Source organism: Escherichia sp. GZ89, assembly GCF_019366485.1.
GTDB lineage: Bacteria > Pseudomonadota > Gammaproteobacteria > Enterobacterales > Enterobacteriaceae > Escherichia > Escherichia fergusonii.
The window spans coordinates 103,117-123,535 of record NZ_JAEOHX010000002.1 but is presented as its reverse complement, the minus strand read 5'-3'; the positions used below and the strand labels follow the sequence as shown (position 1 = coordinate 123,535).

The 20,419-nt window shown below is 50.4% G+C and carries 19 protein-coding genes and 1 tRNA gene; 7 read left to right on the top strand and 13 right to left on the bottom strand.

Translation table 11 applies throughout. The annotated features are described in order from the left end of the window. From K0335_RS04975 to K0335_RS04950, 6 genes are all read left to right on the top strand, one after another. Entirely contained in the window at positions 1-1,101 is a 1,101-nt protein-coding gene (locus tag K0335_RS04975; RefSeq protein WP_000999547.1) for a hypothetical protein, read from the top strand. Next, positions 1,098-1,790, top strand: a complete 693-nt coding sequence (mdcG, locus tag K0335_RS04970; RefSeq protein WP_219393751.1) for a malonate decarboxylase holo-[acyl-carrier-protein] synthase — start codon at positions 1,098-1,100, stop codon at positions 1,788-1,790. Before K0335_RS04975 ends, mdcG begins: the two co-directional genes overlap by 4 nt. 20 nt (positions 1,791-1,810) lie before the next feature. Beyond that, positions 1,811-2,029, top strand: coding sequence for a biotin/lipoyl-containing protein (locus K0335_RS04965; protein WP_000005647.1), 219 nt, complete (start codon positions 1,811-1,813; stop codon positions 2,027-2,029). A gap of 304 nt (positions 2,030-2,333) precedes the next feature. Then, complete coding sequence (madL, locus tag K0335_RS04960) at positions 2,334-2,714, top strand: malonate transporter subunit MadL (RefSeq protein WP_219393750.1); 381 nt, start codon at positions 2,334-2,336, stop codon at positions 2,712-2,714. 16 nt (positions 2,715-2,730) lie between these two features. Continuing rightward, positions 2,731-3,501 (top strand): malonate transporter subunit MadM, encoded by a 771-nt coding sequence (gene madM / locus K0335_RS04955; RefSeq protein ID WP_000434942.1) that lies wholly within the window; start codon positions 2,731-2,733, stop codon positions 3,499-3,501. A 43-nt stretch (positions 3,502-3,544) separates the two neighbouring features. Next, positions 3,545-3,976, top strand: coding sequence for a HutP family protein (locus K0335_RS04950; RefSeq protein WP_000286809.1), 432 nt, complete (start codon positions 3,545-3,547; stop codon positions 3,974-3,976). On the opposite strand, the gene K0335_RS04945 is transcribed toward K0335_RS04950, so the two are convergent. The 13 genes from K0335_RS04945 to K0335_RS04885 all read right to left on the bottom strand — a co-directional run bounded on the left by K0335_RS04945 (position 3,939) and on the right by K0335_RS04885 (position 18,692). Beyond that, on the bottom strand, positions 3,939-4,880 hold the full coding sequence (locus K0335_RS04945; RefSeq protein ID WP_104920069.1) for a LysR substrate-binding domain-containing protein: 942 nt from the start codon (positions 4,878-4,880) through the stop codon (positions 3,939-3,941). The two genes, K0335_RS04950 and K0335_RS04945, sit on opposite strands and share 38 nt — an antisense overlap. A 99-nt stretch (positions 4,881-4,979) precedes the next feature. Further along, entirely contained in the window at positions 4,980-6,224 is a 1,245-nt protein-coding gene (gene mtr, locus K0335_RS04940) for a tryptophan permease (protein WP_104920068.1), read from the bottom strand. A gap of 151 nt (positions 6,225-6,375) precedes the next feature. Next, positions 6,376-8,265, bottom strand: a complete 1,890-nt coding sequence (gene deaD / locus K0335_RS04935) for an ATP-dependent RNA helicase DeaD (protein WP_219393749.1) — start codon at positions 8,263-8,265, stop codon at positions 6,376-6,378. Beyond that, positions 8,258-8,338 (bottom strand): protein YrbN, encoded by an 81-nt coding sequence (yrbN, locus tag K0335_RS04930; protein WP_010723222.1) that lies wholly within the window; start codon positions 8,336-8,338, stop codon positions 8,258-8,260. The genes deaD and yrbN overlap by 8 nt, the downstream gene beginning before the upstream one ends. Positions 8,339-8,444: 106 nt before the next feature. Beyond that, on the bottom strand, positions 8,445-9,329 hold the full coding sequence (nlpI, locus tag K0335_RS04925) for a lipoprotein NlpI (protein ID WP_000802077.1): 885 nt from the start codon (positions 9,327-9,329) through the stop codon (positions 8,445-8,447). A gap of 108 nt (positions 9,330-9,437) precedes the next feature. Further along, entirely contained in the window at positions 9,438-11,573 is a 2,136-nt protein-coding gene (gene pnp, locus K0335_RS04920; protein ID WP_001298330.1) for a polyribonucleotide nucleotidyltransferase, read from the bottom strand. 245 nt (positions 11,574-11,818) lie between these two features. After that, complete coding sequence (gene rpsO / locus K0335_RS04915; RefSeq protein WP_000059466.1) at positions 11,819-12,088, bottom strand: 30S ribosomal protein S15; 270 nt, start codon at positions 12,086-12,088, stop codon at positions 11,819-11,821. A gap of 148 nt (positions 12,089-12,236) precedes the next feature. After that, positions 12,237-13,181 (bottom strand): tRNA pseudouridine(55) synthase TruB, encoded by a 945-nt coding sequence (gene truB, locus K0335_RS04910; RefSeq protein WP_000089706.1) that lies wholly within the window; start codon positions 13,179-13,181, stop codon positions 12,237-12,239. After that, entirely contained in the window at positions 13,181-13,582 is a 402-nt protein-coding gene (gene rbfA, locus K0335_RS04905; protein ID WP_001040205.1) for a 30S ribosome-binding factor RbfA, read from the bottom strand. Before rbfA ends, truB begins: the two co-directional genes overlap by 1 nt. 162 nt (positions 13,583-13,744) lie before the next feature. Next, positions 13,745-16,417: a translation initiation factor IF-2 gene (gene infB, locus K0335_RS04900; RefSeq protein WP_000133052.1), complete on the bottom strand. Its 2,673-nt coding sequence runs from the start codon at positions 16,415-16,417 to the stop codon at positions 13,745-13,747. A 24-nt stretch (positions 16,418-16,441) separates the two neighbouring features. Further along, positions 16,442-17,929 carry a transcription termination factor NusA gene (gene nusA / locus K0335_RS04895; RefSeq protein WP_104920066.1) on the bottom strand — a complete coding sequence of 496 codons (1,488 nt, stop codon included), beginning with the start codon at positions 17,927-17,929 and terminating at the stop codon, positions 16,442-16,444. Between the two features lie 27 nt (positions 17,930-17,956). Next, positions 17,957-18,409, bottom strand: a complete 453-nt coding sequence (gene rimP, locus K0335_RS04890) for a ribosome maturation factor RimP (RefSeq protein WP_001300397.1) — start codon at positions 18,407-18,409, stop codon at positions 17,957-17,959. A 206-nt stretch (positions 18,410-18,615) separates the two neighbouring features. After that, positions 18,616-18,692: transfer RNA gene (locus K0335_RS04885), tRNA-Met, on the bottom strand. Between the two features lie 347 nt (positions 18,693-19,039). Here K0335_RS04885 and argG point away from each other — a divergent pair. Continuing rightward, positions 19,040-20,383: an argininosuccinate synthase gene (gene argG, locus K0335_RS04880; protein ID WP_104917431.1), complete on the top strand. Its 1,344-nt coding sequence runs from the start codon at positions 19,040-19,042 to the stop codon at positions 20,381-20,383. Positions 20,384-20,419: the final 36 nt, after the last annotated feature.

Below are 20,419 nucleotides of genomic sequence, written 5' to 3'. Positions count from 1 at the left end.
ATGAACGATCCCATCTCAACACTGGAATGGCTGGTGCAGGCTCAGCAGGGCATCCCTTCTTTTTCAGAGATGCCCCGTCGGACACTGGCAGACAAAGGTATTGCAGGGCCGACAGCGGCACATGTGATCGAGGAGATCCATACGCCACTTAATCTGGCAATGGTGACATTCACCACTGGCAGTAGTGCCTTTCAGAACATTGTGGGGGTGACATGGTGCGAATTACCGCTGCGTACAGAAGCAGGTAAACGCGTCCTGCAAGGGTGTGGAGTTACAACCGGGCAGCAGTTGCTGGTGACCTACGCTCCGCTGGTCAATGTTTTTACCTGCCAGGCGCTGGAAGCGTTTGATCTTCGCTGGTCGTTTTTATCGCACTCATGCCGTGATGCATTGCTGATCGCGCTATGTCGCCAAATGCCGGATGTGGTGATAGGAGAATCATCATTCTTACGCGCCACACTGGAACAAGCGCAGAAAATGAATCTTATCGACCGACTGCCCAAAAATCTGACGTTGATAACGGCGGGTACACCGTTAGATGAAGCTCTGGTGCCACTGGCCCAAAGTCTGGGATATACGCTGCATGATGTATACGGGTGCCAGGAATTTGGCTGGCTTGTTCTCGACGGCATACCACTGCGTGAGGATATTTCGCTGGTAGCGACCCGACAAGGTGATGACTGGCGGGAAGTTATCGTGGGCGGATTACCAACAGGCGACAGTTTTCCCGTCGGAACAGGCGGTCATCTCTGCAACCCGGCAGGGATAATCCAAACCTGGAAGCGGCGGCGTACCACGCCCGAGTATGAAATGGTTGTAGTAGCGACAACAGCGCACCACCAGGAGATTGTCGAACGCACAGCACGAACAATTATGCGTATTAAGGGCAGGATTTGTCGGGTTTCGCCAAAACTACAAACGCTGGCGGAAGCCACTCATATCCAACTCATCCCCGGTATATTGCCGGACGATGCGTCTGGTTCAGTCCCTATCGATATTATCGGCCCCGATGCCACAGCACAATTTGACGCTCTGCTGGCATCACAGCGAGAGTTACAACAACAAGGGAAAAATGACCCCGCCTGGAGTAAGGCGCGATGAGCACGCTCAAACGCCATACTCTTTGCTGGGTAGCACAAACGGCACTGAGTGATATCGCAAAACAGTTTGAGCTGATGTTTTGCTCGCTTCCCGCTGACATTCGTCACCAGGCGCTGGCGACTCTTCTCAGCGGGGCATTACCCGGTATCGTACGACGTGGCGCACACACCACGGAGGAAGTTCCTCTTGGCTTTAGTTTCCCGTTGCGTTGGCAAGGGCAACGTCTGCGTCTGCGTCTGGCGGTAAACGTTCCAGTCAGGTCCATTGTTCGCTACTCAACTCCCGAGCAAACAGCTCGTTTGCCTTTGAGCAACCGTACAGCAGCGACACGTGCATTTAACAGGTTGCGAGAGAGTGGGGGTTGGCAAGAATTACGAATGGGTGTCTGGGGGTCAGTGGCTTTAGAGATGGTAACGCCATGGCAATGGACGGATAACCATTCGGATCTGGATATCCAGATTATGCCCGAATCATTGAGTTCTATTGCGCAATGCTTAGAGACGCTACGAAATATAGAGCATCATTATCAGTTACGTATTGATGGCGAAATTCTTCTCTCAAATGGATACGCCATAAATATTAAAGAATGGTTCAGCGGAAGTCTTACTCTGTTGGCTAAAGGCGAAAATGACGTTCAATTAATTACCCGTCAAGACGTCATTAAATTATCAAAAACATCTTTCAATTAAATATATTAAAGGAAACTAATATGTCTGAAGTTAAATCAAAAGTACCTGGCGTTGTTGATGAAGTTAAATCAGCTGCAGGAGATAAAATCGAAAAAGGTCAGGTGGTGTTGGTACTGGAAGCTATGAAAATGAAAATGCCGGTGGCATCTCCAGAAAGTGGAGTGTTAAAGGCTATTCATGTAAATCCCGGCGACCGAGTAAACCCTGGAGTGGTATTATTCGAAATCGCAGCAGAATAAGATGTTTTAATACTAAACGACATTCTTATGTGATGTTATTGCTATGCTTACATATCAGCGAACTAATAATTCGGTCCGCTGATATGCCAGGAGTCTATCCCTGTAGGTGTAATTGTGGACGGAATTTGGACACGGTGAAACCAGAGCGTACACCTGTATTGAAATATGTATGTACTGTTGAATGTCAAAAATATAAAAACATACTGTGCTGAAAGCTATTGTTTATTTATTGTTACTAAAAGACGGCAATCATGACACCGTTTTAACGTTTTGCTTTTAGTATGGATAAGCAAAGAGAAACATCATGATCATTTACGGTTTGATGTTAATGGGATTGTGTATGTTCGCCGGTCTGATGGTTGGCGATCTATTAGGCGCTTTACTGGGGATCTCAGCCAATATTGGTGGCATAGGTTTTGCCATGCTTTTCCTGGTCGTGTCATCACAAAAACTAATAGAAAAAGGACTGCTGTCAAAACCAGCAGAACAAGGAGTGGGTTTCTGGAGTGCGATGTATATCCCCATCGTTGTCGCCATGTCTGCGAATCAGAATGTTATTGCCGCACTTAAGGGTGGACCGGTGGCAGTTATTGCCAGACTCGGCGCGGTATTTATTGGTTTCCTGCTAATAAAACCGCTGAGCAAAATAGGCAGTAAGCCTTCTGACCAGCAAGTTGTAGACTAACGAGTAAGGCGAAAATATGGAACAGATATTCAAAACGCTATCCGGAAATTTTACCAGTAATGGCTTAATCACCGCGTTTGTCGTCGTCGGCGTTGTTTGCTGGGCAGCAAGTTGGATTTCCACACATTTACTACGTGGCAAAATTCATAGTTCTGCTATTGCTATTGTTGCCGGATTAATACTGGCATGGATTGGTGGCGAATTAACTGGAGGCAAAAAGGGCCTGGCTGATATCAGCCTTTTTAGCGGCATCGCCTTAATGGGTGGAGGTATGTTTCGTGACTTTGCCATTATTTCTACTGCTTTCGGTGTGAAGCTCGAAGAACTGAAAAAAGCCGGACTAGCCGGTCTGTTGGCGCTGATCATTTCCACTGTTCTCTCTTTTTATCTCGGTGCAGTTGTAGCCTGGGTATTCGGCTATACCGATGCAGTGAGTATGTCGACTATCGGTGCGGGTGCGGTCACATTTATTGTTGGCCCGGTAACCGGAGCTGCATTGGGTGCCACCTCCGATGTCATCGCTCTAAGTATTGCCGCAGGGGTAATTAAATCGATTGCCGTGATGATCCTGACACCACTGGTGGCAAAAGCAGCCGGGCTAACCACGCCAGCGGCAGCGATTGTTTATGGTGGCTTAATGGGATCGACCAGCGGAGTCGCAGCTGGATTGGCCGCAACAGATCCAAAACTTGTACCTTATGGCGCGATGACAGCAACGTTTTATACCGGACTCGGCTGCCTGTTGGCACCTTCGGTACTGTATCTCTCTTTAACGCCGTTCTTTTAATCACTGCCGCCTGTTGGTAATACAGCAGGCGTAAGGGGATGCTATGTATTCATTTCAGGGAATGAAACCAGGGCAAATTGCATTACTGGCGTCACTGTGTGCACAACAGGATGAAGATAATTTTCGCCAGAAGCTCTTAATAGACAGACCAGATCATCATGTCGGTTTTGCTTTTTTGACCGGAACAGCAGGAGAGATAAAAAATAAGCTTCAACGTAGCGTTATTGGATGTGCATTAAAACAACAAATAATACCTCGCCAGGAAATTGCTATCTTCTCACTTTGCCAACTCAGTAATCAGGCGCTAAATCAGGCTCTGGAAAATACCCTTTCTGAATCACATATCAGAATTAAAATATCACTAATTAGCAACTCGCGTTGGATTGCCGCCGCGATATATGGCGAAGCGTTGATTTATCAACGCATGAGCCAGGAAATTATGGGACTGAGTTTACATCGGTTTTCTCCATCGTAAGTTGGCGAGCATACATTCGACACTCTGCTAATAAGGATAGAATACTTGGATGTGTTTCCTGGCTACGAGGAAATACCAATGATATTTCTTGCTCCATACGATAAGGTATCTGTAATGGTAAGAGCCGAATGCCACTGGTAAAAAGGTCTCTCATTCTACCTGGAATTAATGAGTACCCAACACCTGCATTTACCATACTCATAAGTGAAAATATGTCATGCACACGGACGGTAATTTCTGGCTCGAAACCGGCAATTTTAAATGCTTCCTGAAATCCTCGCCAGGTGGCAAACCCTTCACTAAGGGCGATAAATTTTTTGTTCTGTAACTGGCATAAATCAACCGGTGACTCCAAAAGATCAACATCAGTCACAGGAACAGCAAGGAAGATTGAATCAGAGAAAATGGTCCATGTTTCGAATAATTGAGTATTGTACTCGTCGGGCGTGGAGACTAAAACAGCATCAACCTTCCCTTCATTTAAAGCCTCAAGTAGTTTTTTATTCGAATTCATAATGAACTCTATAGTTAATTCAGGACGTCGGTTTTTTAATCCTTGCACAATTTGTGGTGCTGTTTTCATTACTAATGAGTAAAGTAATCCCAGACGAAGTGTTGGTGAATGATATCCGGCGGCTTCTCTGGTCAGATAAATACACCGTTCAAAACTATTTATTACTTCCCGCGCCTGCTCTTTCATTACCCATGCACCTGGCAGAGGATGCAAGTTCCGTCCATTATGCGTAAATAAAGAGCAGCGTAAATTATCTTCCAGAGAATGCAAAGCACGATGAACACTTACGGCAGAGATATTCATCGCCTCTGCTGTTTTTGATATATTCATCGACTCCATATATGAGAGAAAAATTTCTATTTTTCTCAGTGTGATTTCATTATTCAGCATATAAATACTTCCCTGTGAAAGGAGAATATTTATATTAGGGGATAATTCGATATTATTTTTTGAGCCAGATCGTTAAATCTGGCCCTGATATGAATTTGTTTATTGGTAAACGGGTAATAACTTAAAGCTCGATAAAATATGCACCAGCGCGTTACCGACACCAAATAGCAGAATCAGCACAATCATCGGCTTGCCGCCCCAGACGCGGAATTTCGGGCTGCCAAAGCGTTTACGCGATGCGCGGGCCAACAGCGCCGGAACGATTGCCGCCCAGATGGTAGCCGCTAAGCCAGCATAACCAATGGCGTACAGGAATCCGTCCGGGAACAACAAACCACCCACAACAGGCGGTGCGAAGGTCAACAGTGCCGTTTTCAAGCGGCCCATAGCCGAGTCATCGAAACCAAACAGATCTGCCAGATAGTCAAACAAACCCAGCGTAACACCGAGGAACGAACTCGCTACCGCAAAGTTTGAGAACACGACCAGCAGCAGATCCAGACTACGGCTGTTCAGCACGCCGCTTAACGCCTGTACCAGCACATCAATGTTACCACCCTTCTCGGCGATGCCGATAAACTCCGGACGAGGGATGTTGCCCATCGTCGCCAGCAACCAGATGGTATACAGCGCCAGCGCCATCAGCGTACCGTAGACCAGGCATTTCGCGATAGTTTTCGGATCTTTGCCGTAATACTTCATCAGGCTCGGCACGTTACCGTGATAACCAAATGAGGCCAGACAGAACGGCAGGGTCATCAACAGATACGGTGCATAAGACGCATTGCTTTCCGCGACGTTAAACAATGTCGCAGGCTGCACATGCCCCAGCAAACTGCCGAAAGTGAGGAAGAAGGTAATAACTTTCGCCCCAAGCACAATCGCCGTCATCCGGCTGACGGCTTTGGTGCTCAACCACACCACAAACGCCACCAGTAGCGCAAAACCAAAACCTGCAGCTCGTGCCGGAACATTCAGCGACATCTCCGCGAAGGTGTGATGCAGAATCGAACCGCTGGCAGAAATATAGGCATAGGTCAGGATATAGAGCACAAAGGCAATGGAAATGCCGTTGACCACGTTCCAGCCTTTGCCTAGCAAATCTTTGGTTATGGTGTCAAAACTCGAACCGATTCGATAATTCAGGTTAGCTTCCAGAATCATCAAGCCGGAATGCAGCATACAGAACCAGGTAAAGATCAGCGCCGCCATTGACCAGAAGAACCACGCCCCGGACATGACCACTGGCAGAGAAAACATCCCTGCGCCAATAATGGTGCCGCCGATAATCACCACGCCGCCAAGCAGCGACGGTGACGTTTGGGTGGTGGTTAGTGTTGCCATGAGGGCTTCTCTCCAGTGAAAAATAGTGCGACTGCGTTGTTATGCATTGCACTGTACCAGTACACGAGTACAAAAGACAGAAAAAAAGCCCCGATTGTTAAAATCGGGGCTGTATATTTTACTTTACGGCAGAGTTCTGCGGGTCAGCGAATTACGCATCACCACCGAAACGACGACGACCAGTAGAGTCATCACGACGCGGCGCGCGGCCTTCACGACGTTCGCCGCTGAAACGACGAACATCACCACGACCACCTTCACGGCGCTCACCGCTGAAGTTACGACCGCCTTCACGACGTTCGCCACCGAAACCACGACCACCACCACGACGCTCACCACCAGTATGCGGCTGTGCATCGCCCAGCAACTGCATGTTCATCGGCTTGTTGAGAATGCGAGTACGCGTAAAGTGTTGCAGCACTTCACCCGGCATACCTTTCGGCAGTTCGATGGTGGAGTGAGAAGCAAACAGCTTGATGTTACCGATGTAACGGCTGCTGATGTCACCTTCGTTAGCAATCGCGCCAACGATATGACGAACTTCAACACCATCATCGCGGCCCACTTCAATACGGTACAGCTGCATATCGCCAACATCACGACGTTCACGACGCGGACGATCTTCACGGTCGCCACGCGGGCCACGGTCGTTACGATCGCGCGGACCACGGTCATCACGGTCACGGAATTCACGTTTCGGACGCATCGGCGCATCTGGCGGCACGATCAGAGTACGTTCACCCTGTGCCATTTTCAGCAGTGCGGCTGCCAGAGTTTCGAGATCCAGCTCTTCACCTTCTGCCGTCGGCTGAATTTTGCTCAGCAGTGCACGGTATTGATCCAGATCGCTGCTTTCCAGCTGCTGCTGTACTTTAGCGGCGAATTTTTCCAGACGGCGTTTGCCCAGCAGCTCTGCGTTTGGCAGTTCTACTTCCGGAATGGTCAGCTTCATAGTGCGTTCAATGTTGCGCAGCAGACGACGCTCGCGGTTCTCAACGAACAGCAGCGCACGACCAGCACGCCCCGCACGACCTGTACGACCAATACGGTGAACGTAAGACTCGGAATCCATCGGGATATCGTAGTTAACTACCAGGCTGATACGCTCAACGTCCAGGCCACGGGCCGCAACGTCGGTCGCAATCAGGATATCCAGACGACCATCTTTCAGGCGTTCCAGAGTCTGCTCACGCAGCGCCTGGTTCATGTCACCGTTCAGTGCAGCGCTGTTGTAGCCGTTACGCTCAAGAGCTTCTGCCACTTCCAAAGTCGCGTTTTTAGTACGAACGAAGATAATCGCCGCATCAAAATCTTCCGCTTCCAGGAAACGTACCAGTGCTTCGTTTTTACGCATCCCCCACACAGTCCAGTAGCTCTGGCTGATGTCAGGACGGGTAGTCACGCTGGACTGAATGCGCACTTCCTGCGGCTCTTTCATAAAGCGGCGGGTAATGCGACGAATCGCTTCCGGCATAGTTGCAGAGAACAGAGCGGTCTGATGACCTTCCGGGATCTGCGCCATAATGGTTTCAACGTCTTCGATGAAGCCCATGCGCAGCATTTCGTCAGCTTCATCCAGAACCAGACCGCTCAGTTTAGAGAGGTCCAGAGTGCCACGTTTCAGGTGGTCCAGCAGACGGCCAGGAGTACCGACAACGATCTGCGGCCCCTGACGTAGGGCGCGTAATTGCACGTCATAACGCTGGCCGCCGTACAGGGCAACCACGTTTACGCCGCGCATGTGTTTAGAGAAATCTGTCATTGCCTCAGCAACCTGTACCGCCAGTTCGCGGGTCGGTGCCAGCACCAGAATCTGTGGTGCTTTCAGCTCAGGATCAAGATTTTGCAGCAGAGGTAAAGAGAATGCTGCAGTTTTTCCGCTCCCCGTCTGGGCCATACCCAGAACGTCGCGGCCATTCAGCAGATGTGGAATACACTCTGCCTGAATTGGAGATGGTTTTTCGTAACCCAGATCGTTAAGGGCTTCAAGGATAGGAGCCTTCAGGCCCAGATCTGCAAAAGTGGTTTCGAATTCAGCCATGTAGTACGTGTGCCTCAAAATTAATGGCGGCCAGTCTACATAACTCATCATGAAATTGATCAGCAATTTTCATTGAAAAGTGTGAACCGGCTCAAAGTAGGTGTATTAACGAACAACAACGCCCTCACCTGTTAAGGTGATGGCAATCAAAAAAGATTACGGGCTGATGTGTACGTCAGCTATTGCTGGTCCGATTCTGCCAGGTCATCTTGGTCCTGGCCCAGGAGCGATAATTCCAACAATGCGTATCGGTGCTCAACAAAGTTATGAACGTTGTTGGCAACCGCCAGTTTGAACAGTGCCGTGGCGCTGTCCAAATCCCCCAGACTTAGGTAGTACTTACCTAAATAGAAGTTGGTTTCACTGAGATGCTCAGCGAGCGAGGTGTTATCCGTTGCGTCCGCCTTGAGCCTATCCATTAACGTTTGTTCGTTAATGTTGCCCAGGTAGAACTCGACAATGTTCCATCCCCACTGCTCCTTGTCCGATTTTTCGAAGTGCTGTTTCAACACTTCTTTAGCCTGCTTCTCATCGAGCTTCTGCTCGGCGAGATAAAGCCACAGACTACGGAAAGGATCATTGGGATCGTCTTGATAAAACGCCAGCAGATCATCTTGCGCTAACTTGTCACGACCGCCGTAATATAATGCTATCCCGCGATTCAAGTGCGCGTAGTTGTAAGTTGGATCAAGCTCAAGTACAGAATCAAACGCTTCATAGGCAGCATCAAAATTGCCTGCCTGCGTTAAATATATGCCTAAGTAATTGAATACTTCCGGCATATCCGGTCGGATTGCCAGCGCTTGCGAAAAATCGTTACGCGCTAATGCCCTCAGACCGAGACTATCATACAACACTCCGCGCTCATATAAAAGCTGTGCGCGTTCGTCATCGGTTAAAGCCCGACTGGCAAGGATTTGTTCCATACGTGCCAGAATCACTTCCTGCTGTAAAGTCGGTTGCAATGGTACCGCGAGGACCTCACTTTTACGCCAGGAAGTATTACTGCATCCTGCAAGCGTAAGTGCTGTCGCAACGAAACACCAGCGCAAAAAAGGCTTCATTTCCCACTCCCGAAGACCACGGTTGAATGAACGTCCTGTTCCCGGTTGCTAACAAGGCGTCCTGCCCGGTTAAAAGCCCCCCGCCGCAGCGGAGGGCAAATGGCAACCTTACTCGCCCTGTTCTGCAGCCGGAGCTTCCGGTGCTGCAGCAGGTTGAGACTGCTCAGTCGCTTCTTTAATGCTCAGACGGATACGGCCCTGGCGATCAACTTCCAGAACTTTCACCGGAACTTCCTGACCCATCTGCAGGTAATCGGTCACTTTCTCAACACGCTTGTCGGCGATTTGAGAGATGTGGACCAGACCTTCTTTACCGCCGCCGATGGCAACAAACGCGCCAAAGTCAACGATACGGGTCACTTTACCATTGTAGACGCGGCCCACTTCGATTTCTGCGGTGATTTCTTCGATACGACGAATAGCGTGTTTCGCTTTCTCGCCGTCGGTCGCTGCGATCTTCACAGTACCGTCATCTTCGATTTCGATGGTGGTGCCAGTTTCTTCGGTCAGGGCACGGATAACAGAACCGCCTTTACCGATAACGTCTTTGATCTTGTCCGGGTTGATCTTGATGGTATGGATACGCGGTGCGAACTCAGAGATATCACCACGCGGCGCGTTGATCGCCTGCTCCATGACGCCCAGGATATGCAGACGCGCACCTTTAGCTTGATTCAGCGCAACCTGCATGATCTCTTTGGTGATACCTTCAATTTTGATATCCATCTGCAGTGCAGAGATACCGTCGCGGGAACCCGCAACTTTGAAGTCCATATCGCCCAGGTGATCTTCGTCGCCCAAAATGTCAGACAGTACAACGTAGTTGTCGCCTTCTTTCACCAGACCCATTGCGATACCCGCAACAGCAGCTTTGATTGGCACACCTGCGTCCATCAGCGCCAGAGACGCACCGCACACGGAAGCCATAGAAGAAGAACCGTTGGATTCGGTAATTTCAGACACTACACGTACGGTGTACGGGAATTTGTCCATATCCGGCATTACTGCCAGCACGCCGCGCTTCGCCAGACGACCGTGACCAATTTCACGACGCTTCGGAGAACCGACCATGCCAGTTTCACCTACGGAATACGGAGGGAAGTTGTAGTGGAACAGGAAGGTGTCAGTACGTTCGCCCATCAGTTCATCAAGAACCTGTGCGTCACGTGCAGTACCCAGCGTTGCGGTAACCAGTGCCTGCGTTTCACCACGGGTGAACAACGCAGAACCGTGAGTACGCGGCAGCACGCCAGTACGCACATCCAGACCACGGATCATATCTTTTTCACGACCGTCGATACGCGGTTCGCCTGCCAGTACGCGGCTACGAACAACATTTTTCTCGATAGCGTGCAGAATTTCACCCAGTTCATTTTCGTCCAGGGTTTCGTCTTCAGCAAGCAGCGTCGCGATGGTTTCAGATTTGATGACATCAACCTGCGCATAACGCTCTTGTTTGTCGGTGATGCGATAAGCATCGCTCAGACGAGCTTCAGCCAGTGCAGCAACGCGCGCGTTCAGCGCTTCGTTTACCGGCTCAGGCTGCCAATCCCAACGCGGTTTACCAGCTTCTTTCACCAGTTCATTGATGTTCTGAATAACAACTTGCTGTTGTTCATGACCGAACACCACTGCGCCCAGCATTTGGTCTTCGCTCAGCAGTTCAGCTTCAGATTCAACCATCAGCACAGCAGCTTCCGTACCGGCAACAACCAGATCCAGTTTACTCTCTTTCAGCTCGTCCTGAGTCGGGTTCAGTACGTACTGGTCATTGATGTAACCTACGCGGGCAGCACCAATCGGACCATTGAACGGAATACCAGACAGAGACAGCGCCGCAGAAGCACCAATCATCGCGACGATATCCGGGTTAACCTGCGGGTTAACAGAAACCACGGTGGCGATAACCTGAACTTCGTTGACGAAACCTTCCGGGAACAGCGGGCGAATCGGGCGGTCAATCAGACGCGCGATCAGCGTTTCGCCTTCGCTTGGGCGGCCTTCACGACGGAAGAAGCTACCCGGGATACGACCAGCAGCGTAGGTACGCTCCTGATAGTTAACGGTCAGCGGGAAGAAGTCCTGACCTGGTTTGGCTTTTTTCTGGCCGACAACGGTAACGAATACCGCTGTGTCATCCATGCTAACCATAACAGCGGCAGTGGCTTGACGCGCCATCATGCCGGTTTCCAGAGTCACGGTGTGTTGGCCGTACTGGAATTTACGAACGATCGGATTAAGCAATGTAATATCCTTTCTCTTTCTTAGACAGCACCTTACGGCACTGGTGTTAATACCCGATCTTCTGCGCATCCTCGCGACTAATGACAACCCTAACCCAGCCCAATGTGGGTAAAGCCTCTCATTAGCCGCGCGAACCTCTGCAACGGAAGATCATTCATAGCAACAATACATTAGTTTCCAGTGAATTGCTGCCGTCAGTTTGAAAAAAGGGGCCACTCAGGCCCCTTTTCTGAAACTCGCAAGAATTAGCGACGCAGACCCAGGCGCTCAATGAGCTGGGTGTAACGTGCTACGTCTTTACGTTTCAGGTAGTCGAGCAGTTTACGACGCTGAGAAACCATGCGCAGCAGACCACGACGGCTGTGGTGATCTTTTTTGTGCTCTGCAAAGTGGCCCTGCAGGTGGTTGATCTGTGCAGTCAGCAGTGCTACCTGAACTTCGGTAGAACCGGTGTCGTTTGCGTCACGACCAAACTCAGAAACGATTTTAGCTGTTGCTTCAGTACTTAGAGACATTTTAAAACTCCAAAGTATATAGAATGAAAGGACGCCGATCTCTAATTCAGCGATCCCAGTGTACGTTACGCAAAGTGTTAAACAATTTACGCGACGTTAAGCGGCAGTATTCTACTCGTAGCGACTTGTTATCGCAAGACGGTTAACATTACGCCGGGTATTCAACCACCAGGCGACGAGGCGCAACGCGGCCTTCATCGTCAATTTCGCCCATACCGATAAACTTGCCATTCTCACCTTCTGTAACGCGAACCAGTCCTTCCAGCGGCGCACCGGATGTACGAACCGGGTTACCATTTTTGAAGTAAACAGAAGACGTTAACGGAAGATTCACCACCGGATAGTCCGAAGCTGGACTGTCCATTGGCATCAGTAATGGATCAAGTAACTCCGCTGCCGGAATATCCTGCTGCTCGGCTTGCTCAACCAGTTCACGCAGATGTTCCAGAGTCACCATCCGTTCAACCGGATATTTACTTACAGACAGGCGACGCAGGTAAATAACATGCGCGCCACAGCCGAGTTTTTCGCCGAGATCGTCAATGATAGTGCGGATATAGGTGCCTTTTGAGCAGTGAATTTCCAGCTCCAGTTCATTGCCTTCGTGGCGAATAAACAACAATTCATAAACGGTAATCGGGCGTGCTTCACGCGGGACTTCAATTCCCTGACGCGCATATTCGTACAGTTTTTTGCCCTGGTATTTCAGTGCTGAATACATCGAAGGGATCTGTTCGATATCACCACGGAAAGTATCCAGTGCCGCCGCCAGTTGCTCTGCACTAAAGGTTACCGGACGTTCTTCAACGATTTGTCCGTCAGCGTCAGAAGTATCAGTACGCTGTCCAAGACGCGCAATCACCCGATAGCGTTTGTCGGAGTCCAGCAGATACTGGGAAAACTTCGTCGCTTCTCCGAGGCAAATCGGCAACATGCCGGTCGCCAGCGGGTCCAGCGCACCGGTATGCCCGGCACGATTAGCGTTATAAATCCGTTTCACTTTTTGCAGTGCATCGTTGCTGGACATACCCTGTGGTTTATCCAGCAACAAAACGCCGTTAATGTCGCGACCGCGACGACGAGGACGACTCATTAGTCCTCCTTGCTGTCGTCCGGATTAACACGACGTTCTTCGTCATGTTTGACCACGCTGGTCACCAGGTTTGACATACGCATCCCTTCAACCAGCGAGTTGTCGTAGAAGAAGGTCAGTTCCGGCACGATACGCAGGCGCATCGCTTTCCCCAGCAGGCTGCGGATGAAACCAGAGGCTTCTTGTAACGCTTTGATGCCCGCTTTAACCGCGTCTTCATCTTTGTCGTTAAGGAACGTCACATAGACTTTTGCATACGCCAGGTCACGAGACATTTCGACACCGGAAACGGTGGTCATCATGCCCAGACGAGGATCTTTAATTTCGCGTTGCAGGATGAGAGCGATCTCTTTTTGCATTTCCTGCGCTACGCGCTGCGGGCGACCAAATTCTTTCGCCATAATAAATTCTCCTGACAAAAAAGGGGCTGTTAGCCCCTTTTTAAAATTAATTTCAGGTGGAAGGGCTGTTCACGTAGCCTGATAAGACGCGCCAGCGTCGCATCAGGCAATCCATGCCGGATGCGGCGTAAACGCCTTATCCCGCATAGAACCCTAAAAACCTTAAGCGATGGTACGTTGGATCTCGATGATTTCGAATACTTCGATCACATCGCCAGTGCGGACGTCGTTGTAGTTCTTAACGCCGATACCACATTCCATACCGTTACGGACTTCGTTAACGTCATCTTTGAAGCGGCGCAGGGACTCCAGCTCGCCTTCGTAGATAACCACGTTGTCGCGCAGAACGCGGATCGGGTTGTGACGTTTAACCACACCTTCAGTAACCATACAACCTGCGATGGCACCAAATTTCGGTGATTTGAACACATCACGAACTTCCGCCAGACCGATAATCTGCTGTTTCAGTTCCGGAGACAGCATACCGCTCATCGCCGCTTTCACTTCGTCGATCAGGTTATAGATGACGGAGTAGTAACGCAGATCCAGGCTTTCCGCTTCAATCACTTTACGTGCAGAGGCATCAGCACGTACGTTGAAGCCAACCAGGATGGCGTTGGACGCCGCAGCCAGGGTAGCGTCGGTTTCGGTGATACCACCTACGCCAGAACCGATGATCTTCACTTTAACTTCGTCAGTAGACAGTTTCAGCAAGGAGTCGGAGATCGCTTCCACGGAACCCTGAACGTCTGCCTTCAGAACGATGTTCACTTCGTGAACTTCGCCTTCGGTCATGTTAGCGAACATGTTCTCGAGTTTCGATTTCTGCTGACGTGCCAGTTTAACTTCACGGAATTTGCCCTGACGATACAGTGCAACTTCACGTGCTTTCTTCTCGTCACGCACTACGGTAACTTCGTCACCCGCAGCCGGAACACCGGACAAGCCAAGGATTTCTACTGGAATGGACGGACCTGCTTCCAGCACTTCCTGACCCATTTCGTTACGCATTGCGCGAACACGACCGTATTCGAAACCACACAGAACGATGTCGCCCTTGTGCAGAGTACCTTCACGTACCAGAACGGTAGCAACCGGACCACGACCTTTATCAAGGAAGGATTCGATAACCGCACCGCTCGCCATACCTTTACGTACCGCTTTCAGTTCCAGTACTTCTGCCTGCAACAGGATAGCGTCCAGCAGTTCATCGATACCGGTACCTGCTTTCGCAGACACGTGTACGAACTGGCTTTCACCGCCCCACTCTTCCGGCAGGATGCCGTACTGAGAGAGTTCGTTCTTAACGCGATCTGGATCGGCTTCTGGTTTGTCGATCTTGTTCACTGCAACCACAACCGGCACGCCTGCCGCTTTCGCGTGCTGAATTGCTTCGATGGTCTGCGGCATTACGCCGTCGTCGGCAGCAACAACCAGGACTACGATATCAGTTGCCTGCGCACCACGTGCACGCATTGAAGTAAACGCGGCGTGCCCCGGGGTGTCCAGGAAGGTGATCATGCCGTTTTCAGTTTCAACGTGGTATGCACCAATGTGCTGGGTAATGCCGCCTGCTTCGCCAGAGGCCACTTTCGTTGAACGAATGTAGTCCAGCAAAGAGGTTTTACCGTGGTCAACGTGACCCATGATGGTCACAACCGGCGCGCGCGGTTCAGCCGCAGCACCCGTGTCACGGTCGCTCATTACCGCCTCTTCCAGCTCGTTTTCACGACGCAGGATAACTTTGTGGCCCATCTCTTCGGCTACCAGCTGTGCAGTTTCCTGATCGATAACCTGGTTGATGGTTGCCATTGCGCCCAGTTTCATCATCGCTTTGATGACCTGAGAACCTTTAACCGCCATCTTGTTCGCCAGTTCACCAACGGTGATGGTTTCGCCAATCACAACGTCACGGTTAACGGCCTGAGCTGGCTTCTGGAAGCCTTGCTGCAGCGAAGAACCTTTACGTTTTCCGCCTTTACCGCCACGTACTGCTGCGCGTGCTTCTTCACGATCAGCTTTTGATTCAGAGTGTTTGTTGCCTTTCTTCGGACGCGCTGCTTTCGCGTTACGACCACGGCCACGGCCGCCTTCGACTTCACGATCACTTTCGTCTTCTGCCTGGCGAGCATGTTGAGAAGTAGTAACGTGATAATCGCTGGAATCTTCAGTCGGTTCCGCGTTATCAGTCCATTTGTTTTCTTCCGCCATACGACGTGCTTCTTCAGCAACGCGACGTGCTTCTTCTTCGAGTTTACGACGCGCTTCTTCTTCAGCTTTACGCTTGAGCTCTGCAGCTTCCTGCTCACGGCGGGCTTTTTCAGCCTGGGCGTTTTTAGTCATATCGTCTTGTTGATTGCTCACTTTGTCTTTTTCCGCAGCTTCACGTTTCGCTTGTTCAGCGGCTTCACGCTTAGCTTGTTCTGCGGCCTCACGTTCAGCTTTTTGTTGCGCCTCGCGTTTGGCCGATTCTTCTGCCTCACGACGGGCTTGCTCTTCCGCTTCACGCTGCGCCTGCTCTTCCGCAGCAAGGCGTTCAGCCTCTTGCGGATCGCGTTTCACAAAGGTGCGTTTCTTGCGGACTTCGATTTGTACCGATTTGCTTTTTCCACCGGTACCAGGAATGTTAAGGGTGCTGCGTGTTTTACGTTGCAGCGTTAATTTGTCCGGGCCTGAATTTTTCTGATTCAGGTGGTCAATTAAAGTCTGTTTCTCTTGTGCGGACACAGAGTCGTCAGCAGACTTCCGGATACCTGCATCAGCAAATTGCTGTACCAGGCGTTCCACGGAGGTCTGTCGCTCTGCGGCCAGCGTTTTAATCGTTACATCTGTCATGCTGTTCCTTCCTGCTACAGTTTATTACGCTTCGTCACCGAACCAGCAAATATTACGGGCAGCCATAATCAGTGCTCCGGCTTTTTCGTCGGTCAACCCTTCGATATCAGCCAGATCATCAATGCCCTGTTCGGCGAGATCTTCCAGCGTACAAACGCCACGGGCGGCCAGTTTGAATGCCAAATCACGATCTATCCCTTCAAGGTTCAGCAGATCGTCAGCCGGTTTGTTATCACCGAGGCTTTCTTCCTGGGCCTGTGCAATGGTGGCCAGTGCATTTTTAGCACGCTCGCGCAGTGCTTCAACGGTCGGCTCATCAAGGCCTTCGATTTCCAACAGCTCTTTCATCGGCACATAGGCCAGTTCTTCCAGTGTCGAGAAGCCTTCTTCTACCAGGACAGTCGCAAAGTCTTCGTCGATGTCGAGATATTTGGTGAAGGTGTCGATCGCTGCGTGCGCTTCTGCCTGATGCTTAGCCTGCAGGTCGTCAACGGTCATCACGTTGAGTTCCCAACCGCTCAGTTGCGAAGCCAGACGCACGTTCTGACCGTTACGGCCAATCGCCTGCGCCAGATTACTGGCTTCAACGGCGATATCCATGGTGTGTTTATCTTCATCCACCACGATAGAAGCAACATCTGCCGGTGCCATTGCGTTAATCACGAACTGCGCCGGGTTATCATCCCACAGGACGATATCGATACGTTCGCCGCCCAGTTCAGTAGAAACTGCCTGAACACGCGCGCCACGCATACCTACGCAAGCACCTACCGGATCGATACGTTTATCGTTGGTTTTCACCGCGATTTTCGCACGAGAACCCGGGTCGCGAGCCGCTGCTTTAATTTCAATCACTTCTTCGCCGATTTCCGGCACTTCAATGCGGAACAGTTCGATCAGCATTTCCGGCTTGGAACGGGTGACGAACAGTTGTGCGCCACGCGCTTCCGGGCGAACGGAATAGAGCACGCCACGAACGCGGTCGCCAGGGCGGAAGTTTTCACGCGGCAGCATATCTTCACGCAGGATCACGGCTTCAGCGTTGTTGCCCAGATCCAGAGAGATGTTGTCGCGGTTCACTTTTTTCACCACACCGGTGATGATTTCACCTTCGTGTTCACGGAACTGATCAACCACCATCGCACGTTCGGCTTCACGCACTTTCTGCACAATAACCTGTTTTGCCGTCTGGGTGGTGATACGGTCAAAGGTAACAGACTCAATCTGATCTTCAACGTAATCGCCCAGATTCAGGCTTTCATCTTCAAAGCGCGCAGCTTCAAGAGTGATTTCTTTCGTTGGCTGGGTGACTTCATCAACTACCAGCCAGCGACGGAAGGTGTCAAAATCACCGCTTTTGCGATCGATTTGTACGCGAACGTCGATCTCTTGTTCGTATTTTTTCTTGGTTGCTGTAGCCAGCGCGCTTTCCAACGCTTCGAAAATTTTCTCGCGAGGCAGCGCCTTTTCATTGGAGACGGCTTCAACTACAGCCAAAATTTCTTTGTTCATCGCGGGCTTTTCACCTCATCCAGACTATTAAAAGTGGGGAACCAGGTTCGCCTTCTGGATATTACTCAGCGCGAACACTTCATCTTTACCTTCGACGGTAACTGTGATCATTTCACCGTCTACCGCTTTGATAACGCCCTGCCATTTACGACGGTTTTGTACCGCCATACGGAGAACCAGAGTCACCTCTTCTCCGACGAAACGGGCGTAGTGTTCAGCCGTGAACAGTGGGCGATCGAGACCCGGTGAGGAGACTTCCAGGTTATAAGCAACGGTGATGGGATCTTCGACATCCAGCACAGCACTTACCTGGTGGCTCACATCAGCACAATCATCAACATTGATGCCATCTTCACTATCAATATAGATGCGCAGTGTGGATGTGCGACCGCGAATAAACTCGATGCCAACCAATTCAAAACCCAGGGCCTCAACTGGCGCAGTAATCATCTCTGTTAATTTTTGCTCTAATGTGGACAAGCCCACCCCCAAGACATAAAAAAAGGGCCTAAAGCCCAGTTATTCTGTAGTCAGATAACAAAAAACCCCGATAAATCGGGGCTTTATATAACTGAACCCTATAACCGCAACTGCGGTCTGGAGCACTTTCCAGAAGGATTTTTTCAAATCCCACTACGAAGGCCGAAGTCTTCACAGTATATTTGAAAAAGGACTCTAAGGGAAAGTGGTTGCGGGGGCCGGATTTGAACCGACGACCTTCGGGTTATGAGCCCGACGAGCTACCAGGCTGCTCCACCCCGCGCCTGAAACGTGGCAAATTCTACTCGTTTTGGGTAAAAAATGCAAATACTGCTGGGATTTGGTGTACCGAGACGGGACGTAAAATCTGCAGGCATTATAGTGATCCACGCCACATTTTGTCAACATTTATTGCTAATCACATGAATGAATATCCAGTTCACTTTCATTTGTTGAATACTTTTGCCTTCTCCTGCTCTCCCTTAAGCGCATTATTTTACAAAAAACACACTAAACTCTTCCTGTCTCCGGTAAAAGATGATTAAATGAAAACTCATTTATTTTGCATAAAAATTCAGTGAGAGCGGAAATCCAGGCTCATCATCAGTTAATTAAGCAGGATGTTATTTTATGACGACGATTCTCAAGCATCTCCCGGTAGGTCAACGTATTGGTATCGCTTTTTCCGGCGGTCTGGACACCAGTGCCGCACTGCTGTGGATGCGACAAAAGGGCGCGGTTCCTTATGCATATACTGCAAACCTGGGCCAGCCAGACGAAGAGGATTATGATGCGATCCCTCGTCGTGCCATGGAATACGGCGCGGAGAACGCACGTCTGATCGACTGCCGCAAACAACTGGTTGCCGAAGGTATTGCCGCTATTCAGTGTGGCGCATTTCATAACACCACCGGCGGCCTGACCTATTTCAACACGACGCCGCTGGGCCGCGCCGTGACTGGCACAATGCTGGTTGCGGCCATGAAAGAAGATGGCGTGAATATCTGGGGAGACGGCAGTACCTATAAAGGAAACGATATCGAACGTTTCTATCGTTACGGTCTGCTGACCAATGCTGAACTTCAGATTTACAAACCGTGGCTTGATACTGATTTTATTGATGAACTGGGCGGCCGTCATGAAATGTCTGAGTTTATGATTGCCTGCGGTTTCGACTACAAAATGTCTGTCGAAAAAGCCTACTCCACGGACTCCAACATGCTTGGTGCAACACACGAAGCGAAGGATCTGGAATACCTCAACTCCAGCGTCAAAATCGTCAACCCGATTATGGGCGTGAAGTTCTGGGATGAGAGTGTGAAGATCCCGGCAGAAGAAGTCACAGTACGCTTTGAGCAAGGTCATCCGGTGGCGCTGAACGGTAAAACCTTTAGCGATGACGTAGAAATGATGCTGGAAGCTAACCGCATCGGCGGTCGTCATGGCCTGGGCATGAGCGACCAGATCGAAAACCGTATCATCGAAGCGAAAAGCCGTGGTATTTACGAAGCTCCGGGGATGGCGCTGCTACATATCGCTTATGAACGTCTGCTGACCGGTATTCACAACGAAGACACCATTGAGCAGTATCACGCGCATGGTCGTCAGTTGGGCCGTTTGCTGTACCAGGGACGTTGGTTTGATTCCCAGGCGCTGATGCTGCGTGACTCCCTGCAACGCTGGGTTGCCAGCCAGATCACTGGTGAAGTTACCCTGGAACTGCGCCGCGGGAACGATTACTCCATCCTTAATACCATCTCTAACAATCTGACCTACAAGCCAGAGCGTCTGACGATGGAAAAAGGCGACTCGGTGTTTTCGCCAGACGATCGTATCGGTCAACTGACCATGCGCAACCTGGATATCACCGATACCCGCGAGAAACTTTTCGGCTATGCCAAAACTGGCCTGCTTTCCTCCTCTGCCGCCTCAGGCGTGCCGCAGGTGGAGAATCTGGAAAATAAAGCGAAATAAAACATCAATTTTTCCCTGCCCTTTTATGGGCAGGGT